Raw genomic sequence first — 22,997 nt, 5'->3', positions numbered from 1 at the left:
GACCGCCACCGAAATTGAAGGACGCCCGGCATGACGGACAAGAAGCCCCCGCAAGCATTTGACGCCAAGCCGGTTCTCGATCTCATCGCCAGCATCGAGGCCGACCTGCAGCGCCTGAAAGGTCTTGTCGAGGAACAGCTCGATAAATTCGACCCGGCCAACCCGCACAACAAGACGCCGGACGGCAAGCTGACCGAGGAAGGCGCCGAGTGCTGCTACCGCATGTTCGACGAAGGCAAGTCGCGCTACACGGTTTCGCAGCAGATGAAGATATCCTTCGCCGCCGCCACCCACCGCTTCAACTCCTGGCGCAAGCTGGGCGGCAGCAAAAGGACGAAGACGCTGCTGGGGTGAACCTGCGCCTTTCGTCATCCTCGGGCTTGACCCGAGGATCCATGCCATGACTTCTGCCGTAGAATGCGGCGGTGCAGAACAATCGTTCCAAATTCGCTGTGAAAGGCGACCCAATTCTGGTCCGATTTCGCGCGTCACGGACGTCACGGCATGGATTCCAGGGTCTGCGCGCGTCGCTCCGCTCCTTGCTCCGCCCTGGAATGACGAAGGTGACAGCCGCTGGCGCATCTTCCAAAACCTTGTCTCCATCACATTTTTTCGTTGGCGCGACGCCTCGGTTTGCGTGCACCATGACGGTGCTCATCCCGCGAGGCCCATCATGCTCACCCTGCCCGGCATCTCCGACATCCGCGCCGCCGCCGAGCGGCTTTCCGGCCTGATCGTCGAAACGCCGCTCATCGAATCGCCCGAGCTCAACAAGCGCTATGGCGGCCGCATTCTGTTCAAGCCCGAGACGCTGCAGCGAACCGGCTCCTTCAAGATTCGCGGCGCCTATAACAAGCTGTCTACCCTGAGCGAGGAAGAGCGCGGCCGCGGCGTCGTCGCCTTCTCGTCCGGCAACCACGCGCAAGGGGTAGCGGCCTCGGCCGCCATGTTCGGCGTCAAGGCGGTGATCGCCATGCCGGCCGATGCGCCGGCGCTCAAGATCGGCAATGTCCGCAAGATGGGCGCCGAAGTGGTGCCGTTCGATCGCTACAAGGACGACCGCATGACGGTCGTTCGCCCCTATATCGAAAAGGGCATGGCGCTGGTGCCACCCTTCGACGATCCGGCGATCATCGCCGGCCAGGGCACGATCGGCCTGGAACTGATCAAGCAGGCGAAAGCGCTTGGCGTGGCCCTCGACGCCGTCGTCGTTCCTTGCGGCGGCGGCGGCCTGTCGAGCGGCATCTCCGTCGCCGTCAAGGACGCTTCGCCGAGCACGCAAGTCTGGGCCGTCGAGCCCGAGCATTTCGACGACACGCGCCGCTCACTGGCCAAGGGCGAGCGGGTCTCGAACGAACCCGGCCATAGCTCGATCTGCGATGCGCTGCTCACCGCCGAGCCGGGCGCCATCACCTTCGAGATCAACCGACGGAATCTCGCCGGCGCCATCGCCGTCTCCGACAAGGCGGCCGCCCAGGCGATGCGCGACGCCATGGCCCATCTCAAGCTGGTGGTCGAGCCCGGCGGCTGCGTCGCGTTTGCCGCGCTGTCATCCGGCGAGATCGACCTTGCCGGCAAAAGCGTCGCCGTAGTGCTCTCCGGCGGCAATGTCGATTTCGGCACCTATGCGGAGATCATGGCGGCGGCTTAGAGGCGCGGCCTGCACGCGAGAATCGTTGTGATCCTTCGCGCCCCCCTCTGTCCTGCCGGCCATCTCCCCCACAAGGGGGGAGATTGGCAGTTTCGGCGCCTCGCCCATCTCTGCAACGTTTGAGGTTGGCGACGGTCGGCGAGGCGTCCGATCTCCCCCCTTGTGGGGGAGATGGCCGGCAGGCCAGAGGGGGGCGCTGTCCCGCCAGCCTTAGGCTTTTGTGCGCAAGATTTCCGTGATCTCAATCCAGCGTGCGCCTGAACCGCACCAGCGCTACGCCGGCAAACAATGCCACGAACACGACCAGCCAACCGACTTCCGTAGCCACCGCCGGCAGCTCTGCCCCTTTCAGCATGACGGCGCGGGTGATGCGCAAAAAATGCGTCAGCGGGAAGATCTCGCCAAAGGTCTGCGCCCAGCCCGGCATGCCGCGATAGGGGAACATGAAGCCCGACAGCATGATCGAGGGCAGGAAGAAGAAGAAGGTGAGCTGCAGCGCCTGCATCTGCGTGCGCGCAATCGTCGAGATCGTGTAGCCGAGCAGCACCAGCGACAGCACGAACACCAGCACTGTGGACAGCAGCAGCGACAGCGACCCCATGAAGGGAATGGCAAACAGAAGCTTCGCTGCGGCCAGCACCACCACCACCTGCACCGCGCCCACCACCAGGTAGGGCAGCACCTTGCCCATCATGATCTCGAGCGGGCTCGACGGCATGGCCAGCAGGTTTTCCATCGTGCCGCGCTCGGTCTCGCGCGTCAGCGCGATCGAAGTCATCATCACCATCGTCATCTGCAGGATGACGCCGAGCAGGCCGGGCACGATGTTGTATTGCGAGATGCCTTCGGGATTGTAGCGCCGGTGCACGACGACATCGAGCTGGCCGCGCGCCGCCTCCTTGGCCGTTTCCTCAGTGCCCTGTGCCCTGAGTAGCGCCTGGCCGGCCACGGTGCTCAGCGTCGAGATCGCGCCGCTGGCGACCGCCGGGTCGGTGGCGTCGGCCTCGATCAGGATCTGCGGGTTGTCGCCGCGCTCGACGCGGCGGGCGAAATCGGCGGGGATGGTGACGACGAAGGAGACGTCGCCACGCGCCATCAGGAACTCGGCTTCCGCCGCACTTTGCGCGACATGGTCGAAGCGGTAGTAGCCGGTGGTCTGCAGCGCCGAGACCATCGCCCTCGTATAGGGGTCGCTGCTGGTCGCCACAAGCGCGGCCGGCAGGCTCTTAGGGTCGTTGTTGATCGCATAGCCGAACAGCACCAGCTGGATCAGCGGCACTCCCAGCATCATGGCGAAGGTGATGCGGTCGCGCCGCATCTGGATGAATTCCTTGGTCAGCAGCGCGCCCAGCCTGGCGAAGGAGAAGACCGCTTTCATGCCATATTGTCCTTCGAGCCGGCCATGAACTGGATGAACACATCCTCGAGGCTGGTCTCGCCTGGCTTCACGGTGACGCCCTTGTGTTCCTTCTCGACGTCGGCCAGCGCCTTTTCGAGCGCCGCCTTGTCGGAGCCGACGACATGCAGCGTCGCGCCGAACGGCGCCACCTGGTCGACGCCGGGCCTGCCTTGCAGCGCCTCGGCCACCTGGTCGAGCCGCGGCCCCTGCAAGACGAAAGTGGTCAGTCCGGCATTCTTCACCACCTCGTCCACGGTGCCGGTGGCGAGCATCTTGCCGTAGGAGATGTAGCTGATGCGGTGGCAGCGCTCGGCCTCGTCCATGTAGTGGGTGGAGACGAGCACGGTCAGCCCGCCGCCGGCGAGGCGATGGATCTCGTCCCAGAACTCGCGTCGCGCCTTCGGATCGACGCCGGCCGTCGGCTCGTCGAGCAGAAGCAGCTTCGGCTCGTGCATGATGCAGGCGGCCAGCGCCAGCCGCTGCTTCCAGCCGCCGGAAAGCGTGCCGGCCAACTGGTTGCGGCGGCTGGCCAGGCCGAGATCCTGAAGCGTGCGCGAGACATACTCCTCGACCGGCCTCAGCCGGTAGAGCCGCGCCACGAATTCGAGGTTCTCGCCGATCGTCAGATCCTCGTAGAATGAGAATTTCTGCGTCATGTAGCCGACTTCGCGCTTGATCTTGAGCGCGTCGGTGCGGATGTCGAAGCCCAGCACCGTGCCGTCGCCTTCGTCCGGCGTCAAAAGCCCGCACATGATGCGGATGGTCGTCGTCTTGCCCGAGCCGTTCGGCCCGAGGAAGCCGACGATCTCGCCTTCGGCGACCGTCATCGTCACATGGTCGACGACGGTCTTGTCGCCGAAGCGCTTGACCAGGCCGCGAACGTCGATGGCGTTCATTGCCCGAGATCCGCAAGATCGACATCGACGATCTGACCGGGCTGCAGTGGTCCCGCATCGCCCTCCGGCCGCGCCTCGACGAGATAGACCAGCTTCTGCCGGTTCTCCAGCGAGTAGATCACCGGCGGCGTGAATTCGGGGTCGGGCGAGACATAGCTGACGCGTGCCTTCAGCCCTGTCCCGCAGCCGTCGCAACGGACGTTGAGCTCGGTGCCGACCTTGACCGCCGAGAACGCGCTTTCGGGGACATAGACGCTGAGCTTCACGGCGCCGTCCGGCAGCATCGAGATCACCGGCGCGGTCGGCCCGGCTGTGTCGCCTGGATTGCGGATGACGTCGTTGACGCGGCCAGGCGAGGGCGCCGCCAGCACCCGCTTCGACAGCCGCCACTCGGCCTGCTCCAGGGTCGACCGCGCCTGCTTGACCTGGTTGTCGGCGGCCTTGATGGTCTCGGCCCGCGCCGGCAGATTGCCGACGGCGAGATTGGCTTCCGCCTGGCCGACCTGGGCATTGGCGGTCTCCAGCGAAGCCGAGGCGGTGTCGTAATCGGCCTGGGTGCCGGTGCCTCGTTTGTAGAGGTCGCTGGCGCGGTCGTATTTGCGCTTGGCGTCGGCCGCCTGGGCTTTGGCCATGTCGACCTCGGCCTTGAGCACGGCGATTTCCTCGGGGCGCTTGCCGACCTGAAGGTCGGCAAGCTGCGCCTGTGCCTGCGCAAGCGCGGCTTTAGCCTGCGCAACCTCGATCTTGGCGTCGGCGTCTTCCAGCGTCGCCACCGCCGTGCCGTTCTCGACGCGGTCGCCGCGCCGAACCGACACCGTCGCCACCTGGGCCACTTCGATCGGCGCCATCAGCACATATTCGCCTTCGACATAGCCGACGGCCAAAGGTGCGGCCGGCGCGCACGCGCCAAACAATTGGGCCGCGAGCGGCAGCGAACAAAGAAAGCTCATGATTTGCCCTTCTTGCCGGCGGCCCCCCGCGCGGCCAGCATTGCCCTGAGGTTGTCGGTTGCGACCGTCACCACCTTGGCGGCCTCTTCATTGCCGATGTCGTGCCAGCCCATCCGGCGCATCACCGCCTCGCGGCCGATACGGAAATAGATGACCTGGCCAATCATGGTGAAAACGGTGAGCTTGGTCGCTTCGCTCTCGGCCGGCTCGCCGGTCGCCTGTTCCCAGACCTGGCACAGCCGCCGGTGCGTCGGCTCGAACACGCCGGCATAGATGCGGTCGAGCGCGGCGGTCGGATGCGAGAGCTCGCGAAGTACGAATTGTACGATCTCGCCGGCCTGCGGACTGGCCACGACGAAACCCACCATCCGCTCGAGCGCCGCGAAAAGCTGCGCCCGGGCTGCTTCCGGGTCCAGGGGAGCCGCTGCTTGCACGCCGCCCAGTGCCTGGCCGGCAATCCCCTGGATGGTGTCGACGATGAAGTCGGCGGCGGCGGCGCGCAGGCCTTCCTTGCCGCCGAAGTGATAGGCGATTGAGCCGATATTGGCCTTGGCCTCGGCCGCGATCTCCCGCGTCGAAGTGCCGTCGAAACCTTGCCGCCCGAACAGCCTGAGCGCCGCGTGGACAAGCGCCGCGCGCGTTTGATCGGCGGTGCCGACCTCGCGCTGCGGCCTTCTTGCGATTGATCGTTTGTTCATACCTACATTTTAATCAATCGATTGATTAAAGTCAAATTTGGCCTCGACTCGGCTTGCCTTCCCGGCCCTCACAGGCTTTAGTGCCCGGCCATGAGCAAGGAAGTCGAGCGCAAATTCCTGGTCTCCAGTCCCGCCTGGCGCGGTGAGGTCGAGGCGGAAATCCGCATTCGTCAATTCTATGTCGCCGCGCAGCCCGGCCGCACGGTGCGGGTGCGCATCAGCGACGGGGGCTCAGCCAAGCTGACGCTGAAGTTTGGCGACAGGGCGCGCGAGCGTGACGAATTCGAATATTCGATCCCGCTTGCCGAGGCCGAGGAATTGATGGCGTTCGCCATCGGACGTGTCATCGAGAAGACACGCCACCATGTTAGACACCGCGGCTATCTCTATGAAGTCGATGTTTTCGGCGGAAAGCTCGCGGGGCTGGTGATCGCGGAGCTGGAGACGCCGGAGGACGTATCTGACGAAATGCTGCCCGACTGGCTCGGTCGCGAGGTCACCGGCGAGTCGAGGTTCTACAACGCGTCGCTGGCCCTCGGGGGGATTCCGGAGATCGCCGCATGAGTTTCCGCATCGATCCGCGCTTGCCTCTGACCGGCGAGGTCAGGCGCATATTGGCCGACGAGATCGGCAAGGCAGTCGCTCATCTCGAGATGGCGCGCGAGAAACCGGAGCAGGGACTTCACAAATGCCGCAAACGGCTGAAAAGCGTGCGCGCCTTGCTACGCCTGGTTCGTTCCGGGGACGAACCGTTCTGCCAGACCGAGAATGAATGTTATAAGCAGGTGTCGGCGCTGCTGGCCGGCCCGCGCGAGGCGACCGCCTTGATCGAGACCGTCGACCGCTTGGCCGATGCCTTTCCGGAACAATCGGCAGGCGGCGGTCTCGACCCCGTGCGCGAGCGGCTGGTGCTGCGCCAGCACGAGCTCCACGCCGGTCCGCGCCTCGACGCGGCCATCAATGCGGCGATCGCCGCATGCCGGGAAGGCCTGGAACGCATCGACAGGCTGACTTTGCCCGACCAGCCGGAGCAGGCGGCCGATATATTGGCCGAGGGCGCCCGCGCCACCTTGCGGCGGGCGAAGAAGGCGCTGGACAAGGCGGAATCACGCGGCGCGGCCGACGATTTTCACGACCTGCGCAAGGCGGCAAAGACCCACGCCATGCATCTGTCGCTGCTCGGCCGCCTGTGGCCGACGCCGATCAAGGCGCGCCGCAAGGCGGTCGACAGGCTCGGCGAGCAGCTCGGCGAATTGCACGACGTCTTCGTCATCTGCGCCCTGCTCGACGCCGAAGGCGAGCCGCTCGGCCCCGCCGACGAGACGAAGCTTCTGCGCAAGCTTCTGAAACGTGCCGAAAAGAGCCTGGCCAAGGCCTGCCTTGCCGATGCTGCCGAGCTGTTCGGCGACAGCCCCAAGCGCTCGGCCAGGAGATTGGCCCGCAAGGCGCGGGACGATCTCGCCGGACCGCAGGAAGAAGCAAAGGCGGCTTAGCGCGGCGTGTCTCCTTCTCCCCTTGTGGGAGAAGGTGGCCGCGAAGCGGCCGGATTAGGGGTGCTCCAGGGAACAAGGCGTCGGCGATTGCGGCTTTGGACGAGCGCTGCGGCCAAGCTGGAACACCCCTCATCCGTCTCGGCGCTGCGCGCCGATCCACCTTCTCCCACAAGGGGAGAAGGGGCGGCGCTACGCCGGCAGCGCTCGTTTCTCCTTCGCCGCCCTGGCGCCCGCATCCCTCGGATGCGACCCGATCGGCATGATCGCCGGAAACGGCGTCGCGCCGAAGGCGAAGGTCCATTTGTAGCCGGTGAGCTGGTCCTCGGGCGTGGTGTGCTGGTCGTGATGGGCAAGCAGCCTGGCACGTTCGGCGAGCTCGTCGGCCTCGCGGCGCAGCATTTCCGCCGTTTGCGGCCGCATGCGTCTGGAAAAGCTGATGAAGGTCGCGGCCTGCTCCATATGGCCGATCGCCCAGCCGATGAAGTTCTTGTTGGTCATCTCGAAATGCGGCTTCAGCGGCCCCTCGAAATCCCACTGGATCGGCGCGTCGACCAGCAGCCTTGCCGACAGGCCGCGCCCCAGCGCCACCAGCCCGAGCTCCTCGAGGTCGCGCAGGTAGAGGAACATCGAAGCTTCGCTCAGGCCTTGCGAGCGCATGATGCCTTCGGGCGTGAACTTCTCCGACAGCATGACGAAGACGAAGAGCAGGGCCGGCCGCGCCGCCAGCCGGCGCTCGATCTCCGGCGCGATGCGGTTGGCCGGACCCGGCCCGCGGTTCATCGCGCCGAGAACGTTCTCCAGCTCGACATCGGCCGCGGCGCAGATCTCCATCAGCCGGTCGAGCTTGCAGTTCTTCTCATGGAAGATGCGCTTCACCGTCGGCTCGGAAACGCCCATGCGCTCGGCCAGCGTCCGGTAGGTCAGGCCCTTGGCCTTCAGCGTCCGTTTCAGCGCCTCGAAGATCGGACCGTTCATGGACTGCGCCTCATTCGTGCGAATTGGTATTGAATTGCGATACTAGTCCTGTTCCGGCTTCCCGGAAAGTATCGGAAAGCCTAGCTCTCTGCCGTCATCACCGGAGAGCACCCATGAAACACCTCATCGCTTCAACCGTCTTCGCCGCCATCGGCGCTGTGTCCGCCGTGCAGGCCGGCGAGCTCTGGCGGGCCACCGGCTTCGAGCAGCCGGAATCCGCGCTGGTCGATGCCGCCCACAACCGGATCATCGTCTCCAACATCGTCGGCAATCCGGGCGCGGCGGACGGCAATGGCTATTTGTCGCTCTTGTCGATGGACGGCAAGGTCATCTCTCGCCGCTGGGTGGACGGCATGGACGCGCCCAAGGGCATGGCGATCGCCGGCGGCAAGCTCTACGCCGCCGACATCACCAAGGTGCGCGTCGTCGATCTCGCCAGCGGCAGACTGGTCGAGACCATCGATGTGCCCGGCGCCGTTTTTCTCAACGACATGACCGCCGACAGTGCCGGCAAGGTCTATGTCAGCGACATGCTGGCCGACACGATCTACCGCATCGACGGCGACAGGCCGGAGCTGTTCGTCAAGGATGCGCTGCTCGCCTCGCCGAATGGCGTGTTCGCCGATGGCGGCAGGCTGATCGCCGCGTCCTGGGGCAAGGGCATCAACAGGACCGATTTCAGCACCGCCGAGCCCGGCGGCCTGCTGTCGGTCGACCTTGCCACGAAGAAGATCACGCCGCTGCCCGGGGCCCAAAAATTCGCCGATCTCGACGGCGTCATCGCCATTGGCGACACCATCTACGCCACCGCCTACATGACCGGCACGCTCTACAGCTACAAGCCCGGCGGCGCGCCGACGGTGGTAGCGCAGTTCAAGCCGGGCAGCGCCGATATCGGCACGGACGGCAAGGCGGCCATCTATGTGCCGTTGATGGGCGAGGGCAAGGTCGCGGCGCTGTCCCTGGATTGAGCATGTCGCGGCGGAGAAGCATTGCAACGCCGGCGGGACAGCGTTTCGCATCTCGGCACTCAGCGATGAGGCGAGCTTTTCGCCTCGCCGCTCGATATTGGACCGCCATGTCGGTGCGGCTGCCATCTGGTTTCGCCACCCGCTCCGGACTATTCGGCGGCAACCCTCATGTGAGCAAAGCCGTGAACACATCCAGCCTGAACGGCGCCGTTTCACCGACGATCCCGGTGCTCGCCTGCGCGCTGGCGATCTTCCTGCTGTCGGGCATGGATGCGGCGATGAAGTCGCTGGTCATCGCGGTCGGCGTCTACAATACGGTGCTATGGCGCAGCATGGTCGCGATCGTGGTCGCGGGCGCGGCCTGGTCGACGGGGCCACGCTCGAAACCGACCCTCCCGGTGCTCGGTCTGCATGCGCTGCGCGCGGTCATTGTCGGCATCGTCCTAGTCTCGTTCTTCTGGGGTCTCGCCAGGCTGCCGCTCGCCGAGGCCATAGGCCTGAGCTTCGTCGCGCCGTTGTTTGCGCTTTTCCTCGCCGCATTGCTGCTGGGCGAGCGCATAAGGCGGCAGGCGGTGTGGGCGTCGCTGGCCGGCATCGCGGGCGTCTTGATCATACTGGCCGGCCAGTTCGGGCAGGCAGGCCATTCGCAGGATGCGCTTTTGGGCACGGTCGCCGTGCTCGTATCGACGGTCTTCTACGGCTACAATCTGATCCTCGCCCGGCGACAGGCGCTTCTGGCCAAGCCGGTCGAGATCATGCTGTTCCAGAATATCTTCGTCGGGATCATCCTTGGTTGCGCAGCGCCTTGGCTTGCCGTCGCTCTGCCGAGAGAACTTTGGCTCCCCTTGGCAGGCGTGACAATGCTGTCGCTCGCCGGCCAATTCCTGATGAGTTGGTCCTACGCCCGTGCCGAAGCGCAATATCTCATCCCGACAGAATACTCGGCCTTCATCTGGGCGATCGCGCTTGGCTGGTTCTTCTTCGGTGAGAAGGTGGCCTGGACCACGCTGGCGGGCGCATGTCTCATCGTCGCCGGCTGCCTGATCGCCGCACGAGCCAGCCCCAAGCTTGCCGAGCCGATCGAAGCGACGGTTTGAGCAGGGCGCCTACGCCGTCTCCGCTTTTCCGCCCAGTTGCGCCCGCGCGTCACGGATCGAGGCTGCATAGGTCACCAGCGGCCGCTTGACGCCATGGCTTATCAGGGTGCGCCTGACTTGCGACGAGGCGCCCGCGATGATGAAGCGTCCTCCGGCGCGCCTTGCGTTGTTCGCGGTGCTTTCGATGACGTTTGCCGCGGTCGAATCGAGGAAGGGCACCGCCGAGCAATCGAGGATGAAGTTCCTGCGCTGGTCGGCGATACGGTCCAGCACGGTCGCGATCGTTGCCGCAGCGCCGAAGAAGAACGCCCCCGATATGCGATAGATGACAGTATCAGGATCGGTGGCGGCGGCGAGGTCATAGGCAACGCGCCCGCCATTTGCGTCGTCGGCGCGGTCCTCCATCACCGGCGGGACATGCGCCTCCACCTCGACCGAACGCGCCATCCGCCCGATGAACAGCAGAGCGCCCAGCGCAAAGCCGATCACGATGCCGGTGGTGAGGTCGCGGAAGATGACAAGTCCGAAAGTGACCAGAAGCACCAGGGCGTCGCCCCAGGACGATCGGATCAGCGCCAGGAAGGCGGGCTTCTCCACCATGTTCCAGGCCACCGTGGCCAGCACCCCGGCGAGCGCCGCCAGCGGGATGTAGCTGGCAAGCGGCGCAGCCACCAGCATGAACAGCAGCAGGAAGGCGGAATGGAATATTCCCGACAACGGTCCATGCGCGCCCGCGCGGATGTTGGTCGCCGTGCGCGCGATCAGTCCAGTCACGCAGATCCCGCCGAACAGCGCCGAGCCGATATTGGCGATGCCCTGTGCCACCAGTTCGCAGTTGGAGCGGTGCCGTCGTCCGGTCATACCGTCCGCGACCACGGCGGAAAGCAGCGATTCGATTGCTCCGAGCAGAGCGAAGGAAATTGCGTCGGGCACCACGGAGACGAGCTTCTGCGCATCCAGCGCCGGAAGAGCCGGATCCGGTAACATCCGCGGAATGCCGCCGAATTGCGTTCCGATCGTCTCTACGGGAAGACCGAGAAGCGTCGTCGCCAGCGAGGCCGCAGTCACCGCGATCAGGAGGCCCGGCCACGAAGGGCGCCAGCGCTTCATGGCCACGATGATCCCTATCGTCAGCGCGGCGAGCGCAATGGCCGCCGGATTTGCCGTTCGGGCCGCCTTGCCGAGCGCGATAAGCCGCGGCAGCAGGTCGCCTGGCTCCTTGCCTGGCAGCGTCAGGCCGAACAGGTCGTGCAACTGGCTGGACAGGATGATGATGGCGATGCCCGCAGTGAAACCCACCGTCACCGGATAGGGAATGAACTTCACATAGGCGCCGAGCCTGAGATAGCCGGCCGCGAGCAGGAAGACGCCGGCCATGAGCATTGCCAGGATCAGTCCGTCGACACCGTGCCGGTCGACCGTCGAGGCCACGACCACGATGAAGGCGCCGGCGGGCCCGCCGATCTGGAAACGGCTGCCGCCAAGCGTGCCGACGATGAAACCGCCGATGATCGCCGTAAACAGTCCGCGCTCGGGCTCCACATGCGAGGCGATCGCGATCGCCATCGACAGCGGCAACGCCACGATGGCGACTGTCAGGCCGGCGATCACATCCGCCCTCAGCTGCTTGAGGTGGTAGCCCTCGCGCAGCACCGTCACCAGCTTTGGTGTGAACAGCTCGGCGAAGGTCGGCCGTGCTTGGTGGTGAATTGCCCGCCGCGCCTGATCCATGAACTGCTTCCGCTCCACAGGGCGGCGGGATCGTCGGCTGGACGTCGGCGGTCGCCGTCGCGATAAAACCGTTGCGACGCCGCATCGCTGCCCGAAAACCGGCAACGGTTCCCGAGACGGACACGGTTGCGGCTCAGCCCTGCGGGTTCTGCGCCACGGTGGCCTTGAGGCGCACGCCCCTGCCGCCGCGTTCGCTGGTCTGGTTCTCGCCGATCAATTCCACCCCGACCTCATCGAGGGCATGGATGACCTTCATCAGCGTGTCAACGACGCCTCGCACGACGCCCTCGCTCGCTTCCATACGCTGTATCGTCGGAAGCGAAACGCCGGCGCGCTCGGCAAGCGTTCGCTGGTCGATACCGGCCAACGCCCTTGCGGCGCGCATCTGCGCAGCAGTGATCATCGGCCAGAACCTTTGTCTGAGTCTGCGATATCAATGGATAATACAAGCATAGTGATGTTTCAAGCGTCATTTATGTAGATGGGACATCGGTTATTCGCTATCCTTGACGACTTTGCGTCGCTGCAGCAGCCGCGCCGCAAGCCAGCACAGCATGGCCCAGGCAAAACCTGCGCACCAGCCTGCAAGCACGTCGGAGGGCCAATGCACTCCGAGATAGACGCGGCTGGCGCCGACCAGCACGGTGGTGAGCACAGCAAAGCCGAGCACGAAGACCTTGGTCGTCCGGTCCGGCAGGAAGCGGGCCGCCAGCGAGCCTAGCGTCAGATAGGTCACGGCCGACAGCATGGCATGCCCGCTGGGGAATGAGAGCGAGGTCTCGGTGACGAGATGCGAGACGAGATCGGGCCGCGGCCGGTCGACCTCGAGCTTGAGCAGGCTGGAGAGCGCTTGCCCGCCGGCGACGGCCGCGAACATGAACAGGGCTGTCGAGGGCCTGCGGATCAGGAGCAGATAGGCGATCGTCGCCGTCGTGATCAGCGCCAGCACGGCCGTGCTGCCCAGCGCGGTGATGTCGCGCACCGCGCCCTCCAGCCAAAGCGGGCCGATCGGGCTATCCGGCTGCCCGGCGCGGCGGAAGGCGAGCAGGATCTCCGTATCGAAGGTATGCGGCGTCGTGGCGCGCGCCACCTCCATGAGTTCCACCAGGCCCCACAGCCCGCCGGCGATCACCAGCCCAGCCAGCAGCACCGGGAATTCCAACCTGTTGAGGAGCGCGTTGGCGGTCGATTTCATTCGAGCCCTCAGGTCCAGCTACAGCCGCTGCATATAGGGCCCGAGCGTGATCAGCGCGACCGCGGCGATCGCCAGCACCATGCCGATCGCCTGCAAGGCATTGAGCCGTTCGCCGAAGAAGGCGAGCGCCACGACATTGACCGCGACGAGCTGGATCACCGCCGATAGGCTGAACGATACCGACATGCCGAACTCGCGCACCAGTCTCAGCATGATCAGATTGCCGGCCGAGTAGAGCGCCAGCGTCAAAAGGAGCTTGGCCAAGCTCGGCGCCATCCCCCATTGCTTGGCCGCCGTCGCCGCCAGCAGGAATATCACGGTCGAAATGCCGAGCTGCGCCAGTCCCCAGAAACTCACCTTGCCGTCCCTTTTTTGAAGCGCCGTCGCCACGCCGGCCAGCCCTTGTTTCCGAAGCGGGCGATGCCGTCAAGCTGACCGCAGCGAAGCGCGGGCGCTCAAGGGACTGAAGCCGGGTGTCGCAAAAGCCGCCGCGAGCCGGCAAACAACTATTGCGGTTCTATCACGGCAGTGTCACGAAAATGTGATGGGCGCGCTTTAGGGGTCGAAAGGTCAAAATCCCCAGCCACTCAGAAGCCAGAGGACAAACTCATGACCGTGACCCCTGAGACCCGTTTCCGGACCAGCCAGCTCGAGGAAAATGACGGCCCGCCGGTCAACCCGACCGACAACAGCACCATGGGCGAGATCATCGCCGCGCGTTTCTCGCGCCGCGGCTTTCTCATGGGTTCGCTGGCCGTGTCGGCCATCGCCGCCACCGTCAGCCCGCTGGCGCTGATTGCGGCCGACGAGGCGCGCGCCGCTGAGGCTTCGGCCTTCAAGTTCGACGAGCTCGAAGCCGGCATCGACGACAAGCACCATGTCGCGCCCGGCTATGACGCCGACGTGCTGTTGCGCTGGGGCGATCCGCTGTTTGCCGATTCCCCCGACTTCGATCCGCTGAAGCAGTCGGCCGAAGCCCAGGCAAGACAGTTCGGCTACAACAACGACTATGTCGGCTATATTCCGATCGACGGCTCGGCCGAGCACGGCCTTTTGGTCGTCAACCACGAATACACCAACCCGCATCTGATGTTCCCCGGCATCGTCTCGGTCGTCGAGAAGGACGGCAAGAAGAAGGCCGAGGTGGCGCCGCTCTCGAAGGAGCAGGTCGATGTCGAGATGGCCGCGCATGGCGGCACCATCGTCGAGATCCGCAAGCAAGGCGGCAAATGGCAAGTGGTGCGCGACGGCAAGCTCAACCGCCGCATCATGTCGACCACCGAGATGGCGCTGTCCGGCCCGGTCGCCGGCCATGACCGCGTCAGGACCAATGCGGACCCGTCCGGCACCAAGGTCTTCGGCACGCTCAACAATTGCGCCGGCGGCGTCACGCCCTGGGGCACCTATGTGATGGCCGAGGAGAACATCCACGGCTATTTCTCGGGCGAATTGCCGGAGGGTCACAAGGAAGCCGCTAATTACAAGCGCCTCGGCATTCCGGAAGGCGCTTATGAGTGGGGCGCGCATTACGACCGCTTCAACCTTGCCAAGGAGCCGAACGAGCCCAATCGCTTCGGCTGGATCGTCGAGGTCGACGTCAACGATCCGAACTCGGTGCCTAGAAAGCGCACCGCCATGGGCCGCTTCAAGCATGAGGGTGCCGAGTCGATCGTCGCCAAGGACGGCCGCGTCGTTTTCTATCTCGGCGACGACGAGCGCTTCGACTATATCTACAAATTCGTCACCGCCGGCACGTTCAACCCCAATGACCGCGCCGCCAACATGAACCTGCTCGACGACGGCACGCTGCATGTCGCCAAATTCGCCGAGGACGGCTCGGTCGAATGGATGCCGATCGTTTTCGGTCAAGGCCCGCTGACGGCGGAGAACGGTTTTGCTTCCCAGGCCGACGTTCTCATCGAGACGCGCCGCGCCGCCGACCTGCTCGGCGCCACCAAGATGGACCGGCCGGAGGACATCCAGCCCAATGCCGGCAACGGCAAGGTCTATGTCATGCTGACCAACAATTCCAAGCGCAAGGCCGAGCAGGTCGACGCCGCCAATCCGCGCGCCGAGAACGCTTTCGGCCACATCATCGAGATCGTCGAGGACGGCGGCGATTTCGCCGCCACCAAGGGCAAATGGGAAGTGCTGTTGAAATGCGGCGATCCGTCCGTTGCCGATGTCGGCGCCACTTTCTCGACCGCGACCACCGCCCATGGCTGGTTCGGCATGCCGGACAATTGCGCCGTCGATTCCGCCGGGCGCCTGTGGGTCGCCACCGACGGCCAGGGCCCGAAGGCCACCGGCCGCACCGACGGCCTCTGGGCCGTCGATACCGAGGGTGCCGCGCGGGCAACGTCGAAACTGTTCTTCCGCGTGCCGATCGGCGCCGAAATGTGCGGTCCGCTGTTCGCGCCCGACGACCAGACGGCTTTCGTCGCCGTCCAGCACCCGGGCGACGGTGGCGAGGACTGGGAAGGGTTCGGCCGCCCGTCCTATTACGAGGACCCGTCGACCCGCTGGCCGGACTTCAAGCCGGACATGCCGGTGCGGCCGTCCGTCGTTGCGATTACGAAGCAGGGCGGCGGCAAGATCGCGGTGTGACCTCTTGTAGCTGAGACGTCGAGAGGGAGGATTTCGATCAAATCCTCCCTTTCGTCACTCCGCGCGTTGGACCATGGCCATGTTCATCTTGCTTCTCAAGCGGAAGCCGATGGACTCGTAAAGCCTGATCGCCGCAGCGTTGCTGTCATAGGCGTGCAGGTATGGAACCTCGCCGCGTGCCGCGATCCGGCCGGCGACGAACACCGACAGCAGGCGGGCAAGGCCGCCGCCGCGGAAATCCGGATGTGTGCACACGCCGCTGAGCTCGCTGTAGCCGGGCTGCTTCATGCGCTCGCCGGCCATCGCCGCCAGCCGGCCGTCGATCCTGATGCCCCAGAAATCGCCGAGGCTCAGCGCCTCCAGCGTGAAAGGGCCGGGCCTGGTAAGAGACGCGAGCGCCAGCATTTCCGCCGCGTCCCTTTTTGTCAGCTGCCGGATGCGCTCATCGGACGCCGATGGCATCGGCGCTTCGGCGATCATCTGCACCAGCGGCGCTGCCGAGATCACGGAGATTTCCGGCGGCAGGGCGATCTCATCCGCCTGAACCAGGATGGCTGTTTCGCCCGACGGGAGAAGCCCGGCCAGAGCTTGCAGGCTGTCCGCATCGTTGGCGGCAGTGGCAGCGAAAGGCACGATCGACGGACGATATCGCCTGGCAAGGTCGCCGCCTTCGGCGAAAGCCTGGTGCCGCGTGGCAAGCGCGCTCCAGATGGGGCGGTCGAGAACATGTTTCATGATGCGGCCAGCTTGGCGTTTTCGACGCGGCGATGGAGCGGTGTTGCGGCAAGACGATCCTCGATCGCCGCAAGCTGGCCGAGCAGCGGCCCGGAAAGATCGGCGCACAAATCCGCCACGGCATTCTCGATGCTCGGCCAGATCTCCCGCTTCGCCTGGTCGACCAGCCGCCGGCCGTTGCGGCTCAGCGAAACGATCCTGCGCCGCTGGTCGTCTTGCGAAGGGTTGACCTCGACCAGCCCCAGTTCGGCAAGCAGCGCCACACTGCGCGTCACGCCGGGCTGGGCGATGCCCAAGGATTGGGCCAGCTCGCCGACCGGCAGCGGGCCCAGCCTGTCGAGCGCGGCGAGCAGCGGGTACTGGCTCGACTGGATGCGCATGTCCAGGCGGTCGAGCACGCGCTGCGTGTCGGCCTGCAACTGCTCGCCTATACGCTTCATCCGGCTGCCGAGGCACAGAAAGCCGAGGGATCGGAGAACGTCTTCCATAGCAGCCTCGTCGCATATTGATAACTTGATATATAACAATGTATGGAAAATATCAAGCCGATCTTTCGCATGTCCGTTGCGGCAGCCGATGAGCGACAGCACCGCCTTCGGACGTTTGCCCTTCATTCGCGGTCAATTGCATCCTATATCGCGTTGACGCACGCGGCCCGCAGCGGTCGCCAGCGATTCGCGACCTGAGGGCGGCAGGTCATCCATTCTTGGCACGCGGAGCTCATGGCGCCCCTGCGCATCTATTTCGACAGGCTTCTCGATGCCGTGGCGCCCAAGGTCCCGCGACGCGACCTGACGGACGACGAACGCCTGGCGCTGGTGCGCCGTTACGGCGATTTCTCGCTCGCCTATTCGACGGCGGTGCAGCAGAAACTGTCCTATTTCAGCGATGGCGACGGCTACATCGCCTTTGGCACCAAGATGAGCCATCATTTCGCGCTTGGCGATCCGGTGGCAGACCCGGCCGACCGTCCGGCCTATATCAAGCGCTTCGTCGAGACCGCAGGCAGCCCCTGGTTCGTCCAGGTCGGCGCCGACACGGCCAAGGTGCTCGCCGGCCTCGGCTACCAGGTCAATCGCCTCGGCATCGACACCAGGCTGCCGCTGCCTGCGCATGATTTTTCCGGCAAGCGCAACGAGACCGTGCGCTATTCCGAGCGCTGGCTGACGAAGAAGGGCTTTACCCTCACCGAGGACAAGGGCGACGGGCTGCAGGACGAGATCAAGCAGCTTTCCGCCGACTGGCGCAAAGAGCGCATCATCAAGCGCTGGGAAATGGGTTTTCTCAACCGCCGTTTTTCCGAAGAGATCGGCTCCGACATGCGGCGCTTCCTCCTGCACGGACCTGAAGGCCGGCTTCTCGCCATCCTCGATTTCGACCCGTTGTTTCGCGACGGCAAGGTCATCGGCTACACCACCTCCTTCAAGCGCAAACAGGTCGATGCGACGCCACATGCCGAGATCGGCCTGACCAAATTCGCCGTCGACCGCTTTCGCGAGGAGGGCGTCTCACAGGTGACGCTCGGCCTCTCGCCGCTGCTCGACATCGAGCCGAGCGGCTTCGCCGAATCGAGCTTCTGGCGCGGCACCTTCCAGCGCGCCTACAACTCGCCCTGGGTCAACCGCTCGCGCTTCAACCTGCAGGGCCAGGCGGCCTTCAAGCGCCGCTTCCATGGCATCGAGGAGCCGACCTATATCGCGTTCCGCAAAGGGACTTTCGTGGAAATGCTGGGCCTGCTGCGGCTGATCAAGGCGGTTTAGAGCAGGCGCTTCCTCTCCCCGCTTGGTCTACGCTATGCACACATCTTCTGTGACTGCGTGACTGATCGACCTGAGGCTTGACTGCCAGGTGGTTCCCCCAATCCGTCGCTGCTTCGCAGCGCCATCTTTCCTTCCCTCCGGAGGGAAAGGAAGGGAGCGTTGCTGGACGAGCATTGACGGCAAAAAGTTTGGCGCCTTTCCTCTACCCCGTCGATCGGGGGAGAGGTGGCTCGGCGAAGCCGAGACGGAGTGGGGGTCGACCAGCGCTACATGAGACAATGCATGCGCCAAGCTGCCATGCACGCTATCGCCAAGACCAGTCGCTTGGAAATGTGTGCCACTTCGTGGGGCAAGGAACAAGTTCCGTCAGTTCCGCAGCCGGTAGCCGGTTTTAAAAATCCACGCCACGATCGCGATGCAGATGGCCAGGAACATCACCGTCATGCCGAGGCTGACGCCGACCGAGACGTCGGCCTTGCCATAAAAACTCCAGCGGAACCCGCTGATCAGATAGACGACCGGATTGAACAGCGTGATCGTCTTCCAGATGCCGGGCAGCATGTGGATCGAATAGAAGCTGCCGCCGAGGAAGGTGAGCGGCGTGACGATCAAAAGCGGCACCAGCTGCAGCTGCTCGAAGGTCTTTGCCCAGATGCCGATGATGAAGCCGAACAGGCTGAAGGTCACCGCGGTCAGCACCAGGAAGGCGATCATCCAGAACGGATGCTCGATCCTGAGCGGCACGAAAAGCGCTGCGGTGGCCAGGATGATCAGGCCGAGCATGACCGACTTGGTCGCAGCACCCCCGACATAAGCGATGATGATCTCCAGATAGGAGACCGGCGCCGACAGGAGCTCGTAGATCGAGCCGACGAATTTCGGGAAATAGATGGCGAAGGAGGCGTTGGAGATCGACTGCGTCAAGAGCGACAGCATCATCAACCCCGGCACGATGAAGGCGCCGTAGGCGATGCCGTCGATCTCGGTGATGCGCGAGCCGATGGCCGAGCCGAAAACGACGAAATAGAGCGATGTCGAGATGACCGGCGAGATGATGCTCTGCAGAACCGTGCGGAAGGCGCGCGCCATCTCCACCCGGTAGATCGCCCATACCGCACGAAAATTGGGGGCCGCGCGCAGGTTCATGGCTCTTGCCTCAGAAGATTGACGAAGATCTCCTCGAGCGAGCTGTTCTTGGTGTCGAGGTCGCGGAACTGGACGCCGGCCGCCTCGAGATCGCGGATCAGCGAGGCGACGCCCGGACGGTCGCTCTGGTTGTCGTAGGTGTAGGTGAGCTGGTTGCCGTCGTCCGACAGCTCCAGTGAATAGTGCGACAGGCCGTCCGGAACGGCGGCAAGCGGCGCGCGCAGCTCCAGATTCATCTGCTTGCGGCCAAGCTTGCGCATCAGCTCGGCCTTGCCCTCGACCAGGATAATCTCGCCCTTGTTGATGACGCCGACGCGGTCGGCCATCGCCTCGGCCTCTTCGATGTAATGCGTGGTGAGGATGATGGTGACGCCGTCCTCGCGCAGGCGCCGCACCATCGCCCACATGTCCTGACGCAACTCGACGTCGACGCCTGCCGTCGGCTCGTCGAGGAACAGCACACGCGGTTCGTGCGACAGCGCCTTGGCGATCATCAGCCGGCGCTTCATGCCGCCGGACAGCGTGATCGCTTTGGAATCCTTCTTGTCCCACAGCGAAAGGTCGCGCAGCACCTTTTCGACGAAGGCCGCGTTGGGCGCCTTGCCGAACAGGCCGCGGCTGTAGTTCACCGTCGCCCAGACCGTCTCGAAGGCGTCGATGGTGAGCTCCTGCGGCACCAGCCCGATCAGGCTGCGCGCGGCGCGGTAGTCCCGGCCGATGTCGTGGCCGTCCACCGTGACGGTGCCTGAAGAGCGGTTGACGATGCCGCAGACGATCGAGATCAGCGTCGTCTTGCCGGCGCCGTTCGGCCCGAGCAGCGCGAAGATCTCGCCGCGCTCGATGTCGAGATTGATTTCCTTCAGCGCCTTGAAGCCGGTGGCATAGGTTTTCGTGACACCGGAGATCGAGATGATGGATGACATGCTGAAATACGGCCGGCTGGAAAAGGTGATCTCATATAGGTCGGATGCCGCCCGGTGCAACGGTGAATCGACGCCGTTGCTGACAGTTCTGGACAGGGAGCGCTTTGAGATTGGCTAAAACGCCCACTCGTCGTCATCCACGGGCGGAGCAAGGAGCGAAGCGACGCAGCGCAGACCCGAGGATCCATTCCGTGACGCATGAGCGCTGCTGCGGTGCAGAATTCTGCTCCGCTGCACGTTTGATCAAGGTTACGGAATGGATTCCAGGGTCTGCGCGACGCCGCTTCGCGGCTGCTCCGCCCTGGAATGACGAGGTTCGGGCGGCTTCAGCCAATCTCCAGCGGTTGCCCTGCGTCGACAACTAACCCTGCGTCCAGAACGCGATCTCCTGCGCCTTGGTCCTGAGCTCGGTCTTCAGCCACTGATCGTCGTCGGCGAGATAGCTCCACGGCGTCCTGCCTTGGGCCCGCATCTCGCGGATGTAGGAGCGATAGCGGTAGTGGCTGTAGACCGACATCGCGTAGGTGGCATAGGCGGCGGCGAGCTTCCTGTGGCCGCGCACGATCACCAGGTTCTCGTCGTTCTTCTCGCTGGCCGGCGCCGAGAAATTGTGGCTGCCGGTCACCACCACGCAGTCGTTCGAATGCGGGTCGGTCACCAGGATCTTCGAGTGCACGATGGCGTGGCCGATCTGCGACAGGAAGCTCCGCCGGTTGACCTCGGCGATCCATGGCCCGAGCGGCGCGTCGAGGCCCTGCGGCTGCGCCACCGCATAGCGGTCGGGCGTGAATTTCCGGTCGCTGCTCACCAGGTCGATGTCGAGGAAGTTCTGATCGGTGCCGCCCTCCTCCGCGCTCAGCGTCGAGACCACGCCGCGCACATACATGCCCTTTTCCCTGGCGCGCTGGCCGGCCAGCGTGTGCAGCCCCTGCTTGCCCGGCGTGAACATCAGGAAAAGCACCGCCTGTTTGGCCGAGGCGATGACGTCGCGCAGCGCCGCCATGTCGGCCCCGTCGGAGGTGCGGGTGAACCACACCGTCGCCTTGGCGGTCCCGATCGTGAAGGTCTTGGGCGCATCGTTGTCCGCCATCAGCGCCGGCGTGAAATTGGCCGGGTCGGTCTTCGGCGGCGAGGCGTCCTTCAACAGGTCCCAATGCTTGCGGAAATGCGCCGCGACCGCCGCGTCCTCGATCAGCAAGCCGTTGTTGACCTGCGTGCACAGGCCGGTGGTGCTCCAGTTGGTGCTGCCCGTCCACGCCATCTTCGGCTCGCCGTCCTTGGACACGACGACGAATTTGTTGTGGCCCAGGCCTTTCGATTTCAACATTCGGTCGACGGTCGCGATGCCGTGGTCGTTGAGGTTCTTGCGCGCCTCCTTGTTGCCGTCGCCGCTTTTGTCGGAGCCGTTGGCGAGGATGAGATGGAGCCGCGGCCCGAGCCCGATCAGCGCTGTCTCCAGCGTCGCGTCGCCGAGCTCGTAGAGTGCGGCATGCAGCTCGTCGCCGGCGACCTGCGTCAGCCCGACCATGCGCAGTCCGAGATCGCCTTCGAGGAAAGCCCGGAATTTTGCGTCGCCATTGGTCTGCAGGCTCTTCTTGAAGGCCGCGGGCGACAGCTTGTTCTTGGCCATGTAGCGGGCGACGAATTGCGACAGCACCAGGCCGCGGTTGAAGTAGCAGGAAAAGCCGCCGCCGGCGTCGGTGGCGAGTGTCGCCCAGTCCGTCCAGTCGCTCGACACGCCCTTGGTCAGCGGCTTGCCGGGCCCGGCGCTCATCATCGCTGTCACCCGGTAGCGCACGACATTGCCGACATCGGCCGCATGGTCGGTCCAGTTGAAGCGCTGGAACGGCCAGACGTCCGACGGCCTGTGGTCGCCCGATTTCGGCTTGTCCTTGGTGAAGCCGACGCGGTTCTCCACCGGCTCGATCCTCTCGCTCGCGCCGGCCTTGCGGCCGCGCTCGAGCAGAAAACCCCGGCATCCCGCGATGAAGTCGCTCGGCGCCCAGGCGACGAAGGCGTCGTCGCCATTGGTGTAGACGGAGACTTTTATGTCGATGGCCATCTGTCGTTCCTCCCCATCCGTCGTCGTTCCCGAAGCGCGGCCGGCATGTCCGGTCCATCAACGCAGCCAACAAGAATCCGCCCCGGAAGCACGGCCCCGGATCAGCTCAAACAGAATTTTCGAAAGAGTGACGACGATGATTATGTGGCGGCAGAAGATCGGATGTCAATGTTTTGCAGCGTCAAGTATAATTCTATGAACTGCTTCACATTGTGTTCTGTTTGCCAGCAAAACAAAGGGCGGACGGTTTTGCGAACCATCCGCCGCAACCTCGTCATTCCAGGGCGGAGCAGCCGCGAAGCGGCGTCGCGCAGACCCTGGAATCCATGCCGTGACCTTGATCGAAGGATGCAGCCGGGCAGAATTCGGCACCGTGAGCGGCGCTCGGAAGTCACGGAATGGATCCTCGGGTCTGCGCGCGTCGCTGCGCTCCTTGCTCCGCCCGTGGATGACGATCGCGATGGGCGTTTCGGCCAATCGCCAAGGCATGCCGCCTGCCCACGCGGACATACCTGACGATCGAAAATCCCAGCTTCGTCATTCCAGGGCGGAGCAGCCGCGAAGCGGCGTCGCGCAGACCCTGGAATCCATTCCGTGATCTTAATCGAAGGATGCAGCGGTGCAGAATTCCGCACCGTTGCGGCGCTCATAGGTCACGGAATGGATCCTCGGGTCTGCGCTGCGTCGCTTCGCTCCTTGCTCCGCCCG

The 22,997-nt window shown here is 64.6% G+C and carries 22 protein-coding genes; 8 read left to right on the top strand and 14 right to left on the bottom strand.

Translation table 11 applies throughout. The annotated features are described in order from the left end of the window. The first annotated feature begins 30 nt into the window (after positions 1 to 30). Complete coding sequence (locus LB526_RS24430; protein ID WP_224630083.1) at positions 31 to 354, top strand: hypothetical protein; 324 nt, start codon at positions 31 to 33, stop codon at positions 352 to 354. A gap of 319 nt (positions 355 to 673) precedes the next feature. Next, positions 674 to 1,651 (top strand): threonine/serine dehydratase, encoded by a 978-nt coding sequence (locus LB526_RS24425; protein ID WP_224630082.1) that lies wholly within the window; start codon positions 674 to 676, stop codon positions 1,649 to 1,651. Positions 1,652 to 1,892: 241 nt separating this feature from the next. Here LB526_RS24425 and LB526_RS24420 read toward each other — a convergent pair whose 3' ends face one another. The 4 genes from LB526_RS24420 to LB526_RS24405 are packed head-to-tail and all read right to left on the bottom strand — an operon-like array spanning position 1,893 to position 5,594. After that, positions 1,893 to 3,029: an ABC transporter permease gene (locus LB526_RS24420; RefSeq protein ID WP_224630081.1), complete on the bottom strand. Its 1,137-nt coding sequence runs from the start codon at positions 3,027 to 3,029 to the stop codon at positions 1,893 to 1,895. Continuing rightward, entirely contained in the window at positions 3,026 to 3,946 is a 921-nt protein-coding gene (locus LB526_RS24415; protein WP_095770115.1) for an ABC transporter ATP-binding protein, read from the bottom strand. Before LB526_RS24415 ends, LB526_RS24420 begins: the two co-directional genes overlap by 4 nt. Beyond that, entirely contained in the window at positions 3,943 to 4,896 is a 954-nt protein-coding gene (locus LB526_RS24410) for an HlyD family secretion protein (RefSeq protein ID WP_224606536.1), read from the bottom strand. The genes LB526_RS24415 and LB526_RS24410 overlap by 4 nt, the downstream gene beginning before the upstream one ends. Continuing rightward, positions 4,893 to 5,594, bottom strand: coding sequence for a CerR family C-terminal domain-containing protein (locus LB526_RS24405; protein WP_224630080.1), 702 nt, complete (start codon positions 5,592 to 5,594; stop codon positions 4,893 to 4,895). Before LB526_RS24405 ends, LB526_RS24410 begins: the two co-directional genes overlap by 4 nt. 90 nt (positions 5,595 to 5,684) lie before the next feature. Here LB526_RS24405 and LB526_RS24400 point away from each other — a divergent pair, with 90 nt between their 5' ends. Together LB526_RS24400 and LB526_RS24395 are read left to right on the top strand one after the other, a co-directional pair. After that, positions 5,685 to 6,158 (top strand): CYTH domain-containing protein, encoded by a 474-nt coding sequence (locus tag LB526_RS24400; RefSeq protein WP_224630079.1) that lies wholly within the window; start codon positions 5,685 to 5,687, stop codon positions 6,156 to 6,158. Then, positions 6,155 to 7,087, top strand: a complete 933-nt coding sequence (locus LB526_RS24395; protein WP_224630078.1) for a CHAD domain-containing protein — start codon at positions 6,155 to 6,157, stop codon at positions 7,085 to 7,087. The genes LB526_RS24400 and LB526_RS24395 overlap by 4 nt, the downstream gene beginning before the upstream one ends. A gap of 189 nt (positions 7,088 to 7,276) precedes the next feature. Here the strand turns inward: LB526_RS24395 and LB526_RS24390 are convergent, their stop codons facing one another. Continuing rightward, complete coding sequence (locus LB526_RS24390; protein WP_224630077.1) at positions 7,277 to 8,062, bottom strand: helix-turn-helix domain-containing protein; 786 nt, start codon at positions 8,060 to 8,062, stop codon at positions 7,277 to 7,279. 113 nt (positions 8,063 to 8,175) lie between these two features. Between LB526_RS24390 and LB526_RS24385 the strand changes: the two genes are divergently transcribed. Beyond that, positions 8,176 to 9,033, top strand: a complete 858-nt coding sequence (locus LB526_RS24385) for an ATP/GTP-binding protein (protein WP_224630076.1) — start codon at positions 8,176 to 8,178, stop codon at positions 9,031 to 9,033. 170 nt (positions 9,034 to 9,203) lie between these two features. Continuing rightward, positions 9,204 to 10,130: a DMT family transporter gene (locus LB526_RS24380; RefSeq protein ID WP_224630075.1), complete on the top strand. Its 927-nt coding sequence runs from the start codon at positions 9,204 to 9,206 to the stop codon at positions 10,128 to 10,130. Between the two features lie 9 nt (positions 10,131 to 10,139). On the opposite strand, the gene LB526_RS24375 is transcribed toward LB526_RS24380, so the two are convergent. The 4 genes from LB526_RS24375 to LB526_RS24360 all read right to left on the bottom strand — a co-directional run bounded on the left by LB526_RS24375 (position 10,140) and on the right by LB526_RS24360 (position 13,413). Further along, positions 10,140 to 11,861 (bottom strand): SulP family inorganic anion transporter, encoded by a 1,722-nt coding sequence (locus tag LB526_RS24375; protein ID WP_224630074.1) that lies wholly within the window; start codon positions 11,859 to 11,861, stop codon positions 10,140 to 10,142. 133 nt (positions 11,862 to 11,994) lie between these two features. Further along, positions 11,995 to 12,264 carry a helix-turn-helix domain-containing protein gene (locus LB526_RS24370; RefSeq protein WP_095770123.1) on the bottom strand — a complete coding sequence of 90 codons (270 nt, stop codon included), beginning with the start codon at positions 12,262 to 12,264 and terminating at the stop codon, positions 11,995 to 11,997. A gap of 90 nt (positions 12,265 to 12,354) precedes the next feature. Next, on the bottom strand, positions 12,355 to 13,056 hold the full coding sequence (locus LB526_RS24365) for a phosphatase PAP2 family protein (protein ID WP_224532635.1): 702 nt from the start codon (positions 13,054 to 13,056) through the stop codon (positions 12,355 to 12,357). Positions 13,057 to 13,074: 18 nt separating this feature from the next. Then, positions 13,075 to 13,413 carry a hypothetical protein gene (locus LB526_RS24360; RefSeq protein ID WP_140847158.1) on the bottom strand — a complete coding sequence of 113 codons (339 nt, stop codon included), beginning with the start codon at positions 13,411 to 13,413 and terminating at the stop codon, positions 13,075 to 13,077. Positions 13,414 to 13,665: 252 nt separating this feature from the next. On the opposite strand from LB526_RS24360, the gene LB526_RS24355 reads away from it, so the two are divergent. Further along, entirely contained in the window at positions 13,666 to 15,663 is a 1,998-nt protein-coding gene (locus tag LB526_RS24355; RefSeq protein ID WP_224532633.1) for a PhoX family protein, read from the top strand. Positions 15,664 to 15,717: 54 nt separating this feature from the next. On the opposite strand, the gene LB526_RS24350 is transcribed toward LB526_RS24355, so the two are convergent. Further along, a complete protein-coding gene (locus LB526_RS24350) occupies positions 15,718 to 16,398 on the bottom strand; it encodes a GNAT family N-acetyltransferase (RefSeq protein WP_224630073.1) in 681 nt (226 codons plus the stop codon). Then, a complete protein-coding gene (locus LB526_RS24345; RefSeq protein ID WP_224630072.1) occupies positions 16,395 to 16,886 on the bottom strand; it encodes a MarR family winged helix-turn-helix transcriptional regulator in 492 nt (163 codons plus the stop codon). The genes LB526_RS24350 and LB526_RS24345 overlap by 4 nt, the downstream gene beginning before the upstream one ends. Positions 16,887 to 17,120: 234 nt before the next feature. Between LB526_RS24345 and LB526_RS24340 the strand changes: the two genes are divergently transcribed. Further along, a complete protein-coding gene (locus LB526_RS24340; RefSeq protein WP_224630071.1) occupies positions 17,121 to 18,158 on the top strand; it encodes a phosphatidylglycerol lysyltransferase domain-containing protein in 1,038 nt (345 codons plus the stop codon). A gap of 366 nt (positions 18,159 to 18,524) precedes the next feature. Here LB526_RS24340 and LB526_RS24335 read toward each other — a convergent pair whose 3' ends face one another. The 3 genes from LB526_RS24335 to LB526_RS24325 all read right to left on the bottom strand — a co-directional run bounded on the left by LB526_RS24335 (position 18,525) and on the right by LB526_RS24325 (position 22,289). Then, positions 18,525 to 19,304, bottom strand: coding sequence for an ABC transporter permease (locus LB526_RS24335; RefSeq protein ID WP_140546692.1), 780 nt, complete (start codon positions 19,302 to 19,304; stop codon positions 18,525 to 18,527). Next, positions 19,301 to 20,227 carry an ABC transporter ATP-binding protein gene (locus LB526_RS24330; protein ID WP_095770129.1) on the bottom strand — a complete coding sequence of 309 codons (927 nt, stop codon included), beginning with the start codon at positions 20,225 to 20,227 and terminating at the stop codon, positions 19,301 to 19,303. The genes LB526_RS24335 and LB526_RS24330 overlap by 4 nt, the downstream gene beginning before the upstream one ends. Positions 20,228 to 20,588: 361 nt before the next feature. Beyond that, entirely contained in the window at positions 20,589 to 22,289 is a 1,701-nt protein-coding gene (locus LB526_RS24325; protein ID WP_224630070.1) for a phospholipase D-like domain-containing protein, read from the bottom strand. Positions 22,290 to 22,997: the final 708 nt, after the last annotated feature.

This window comes from Mesorhizobium sp. CA6, from assembly GCF_020165035.1.
Classification (GTDB): Bacteria; Pseudomonadota; Alphaproteobacteria; order Rhizobiales; family Rhizobiaceae; genus Mesorhizobium.
Note: the sequence above shows the minus strand (reverse complement) of the source record. Positions and strands in the feature narration are given on the sequence as shown.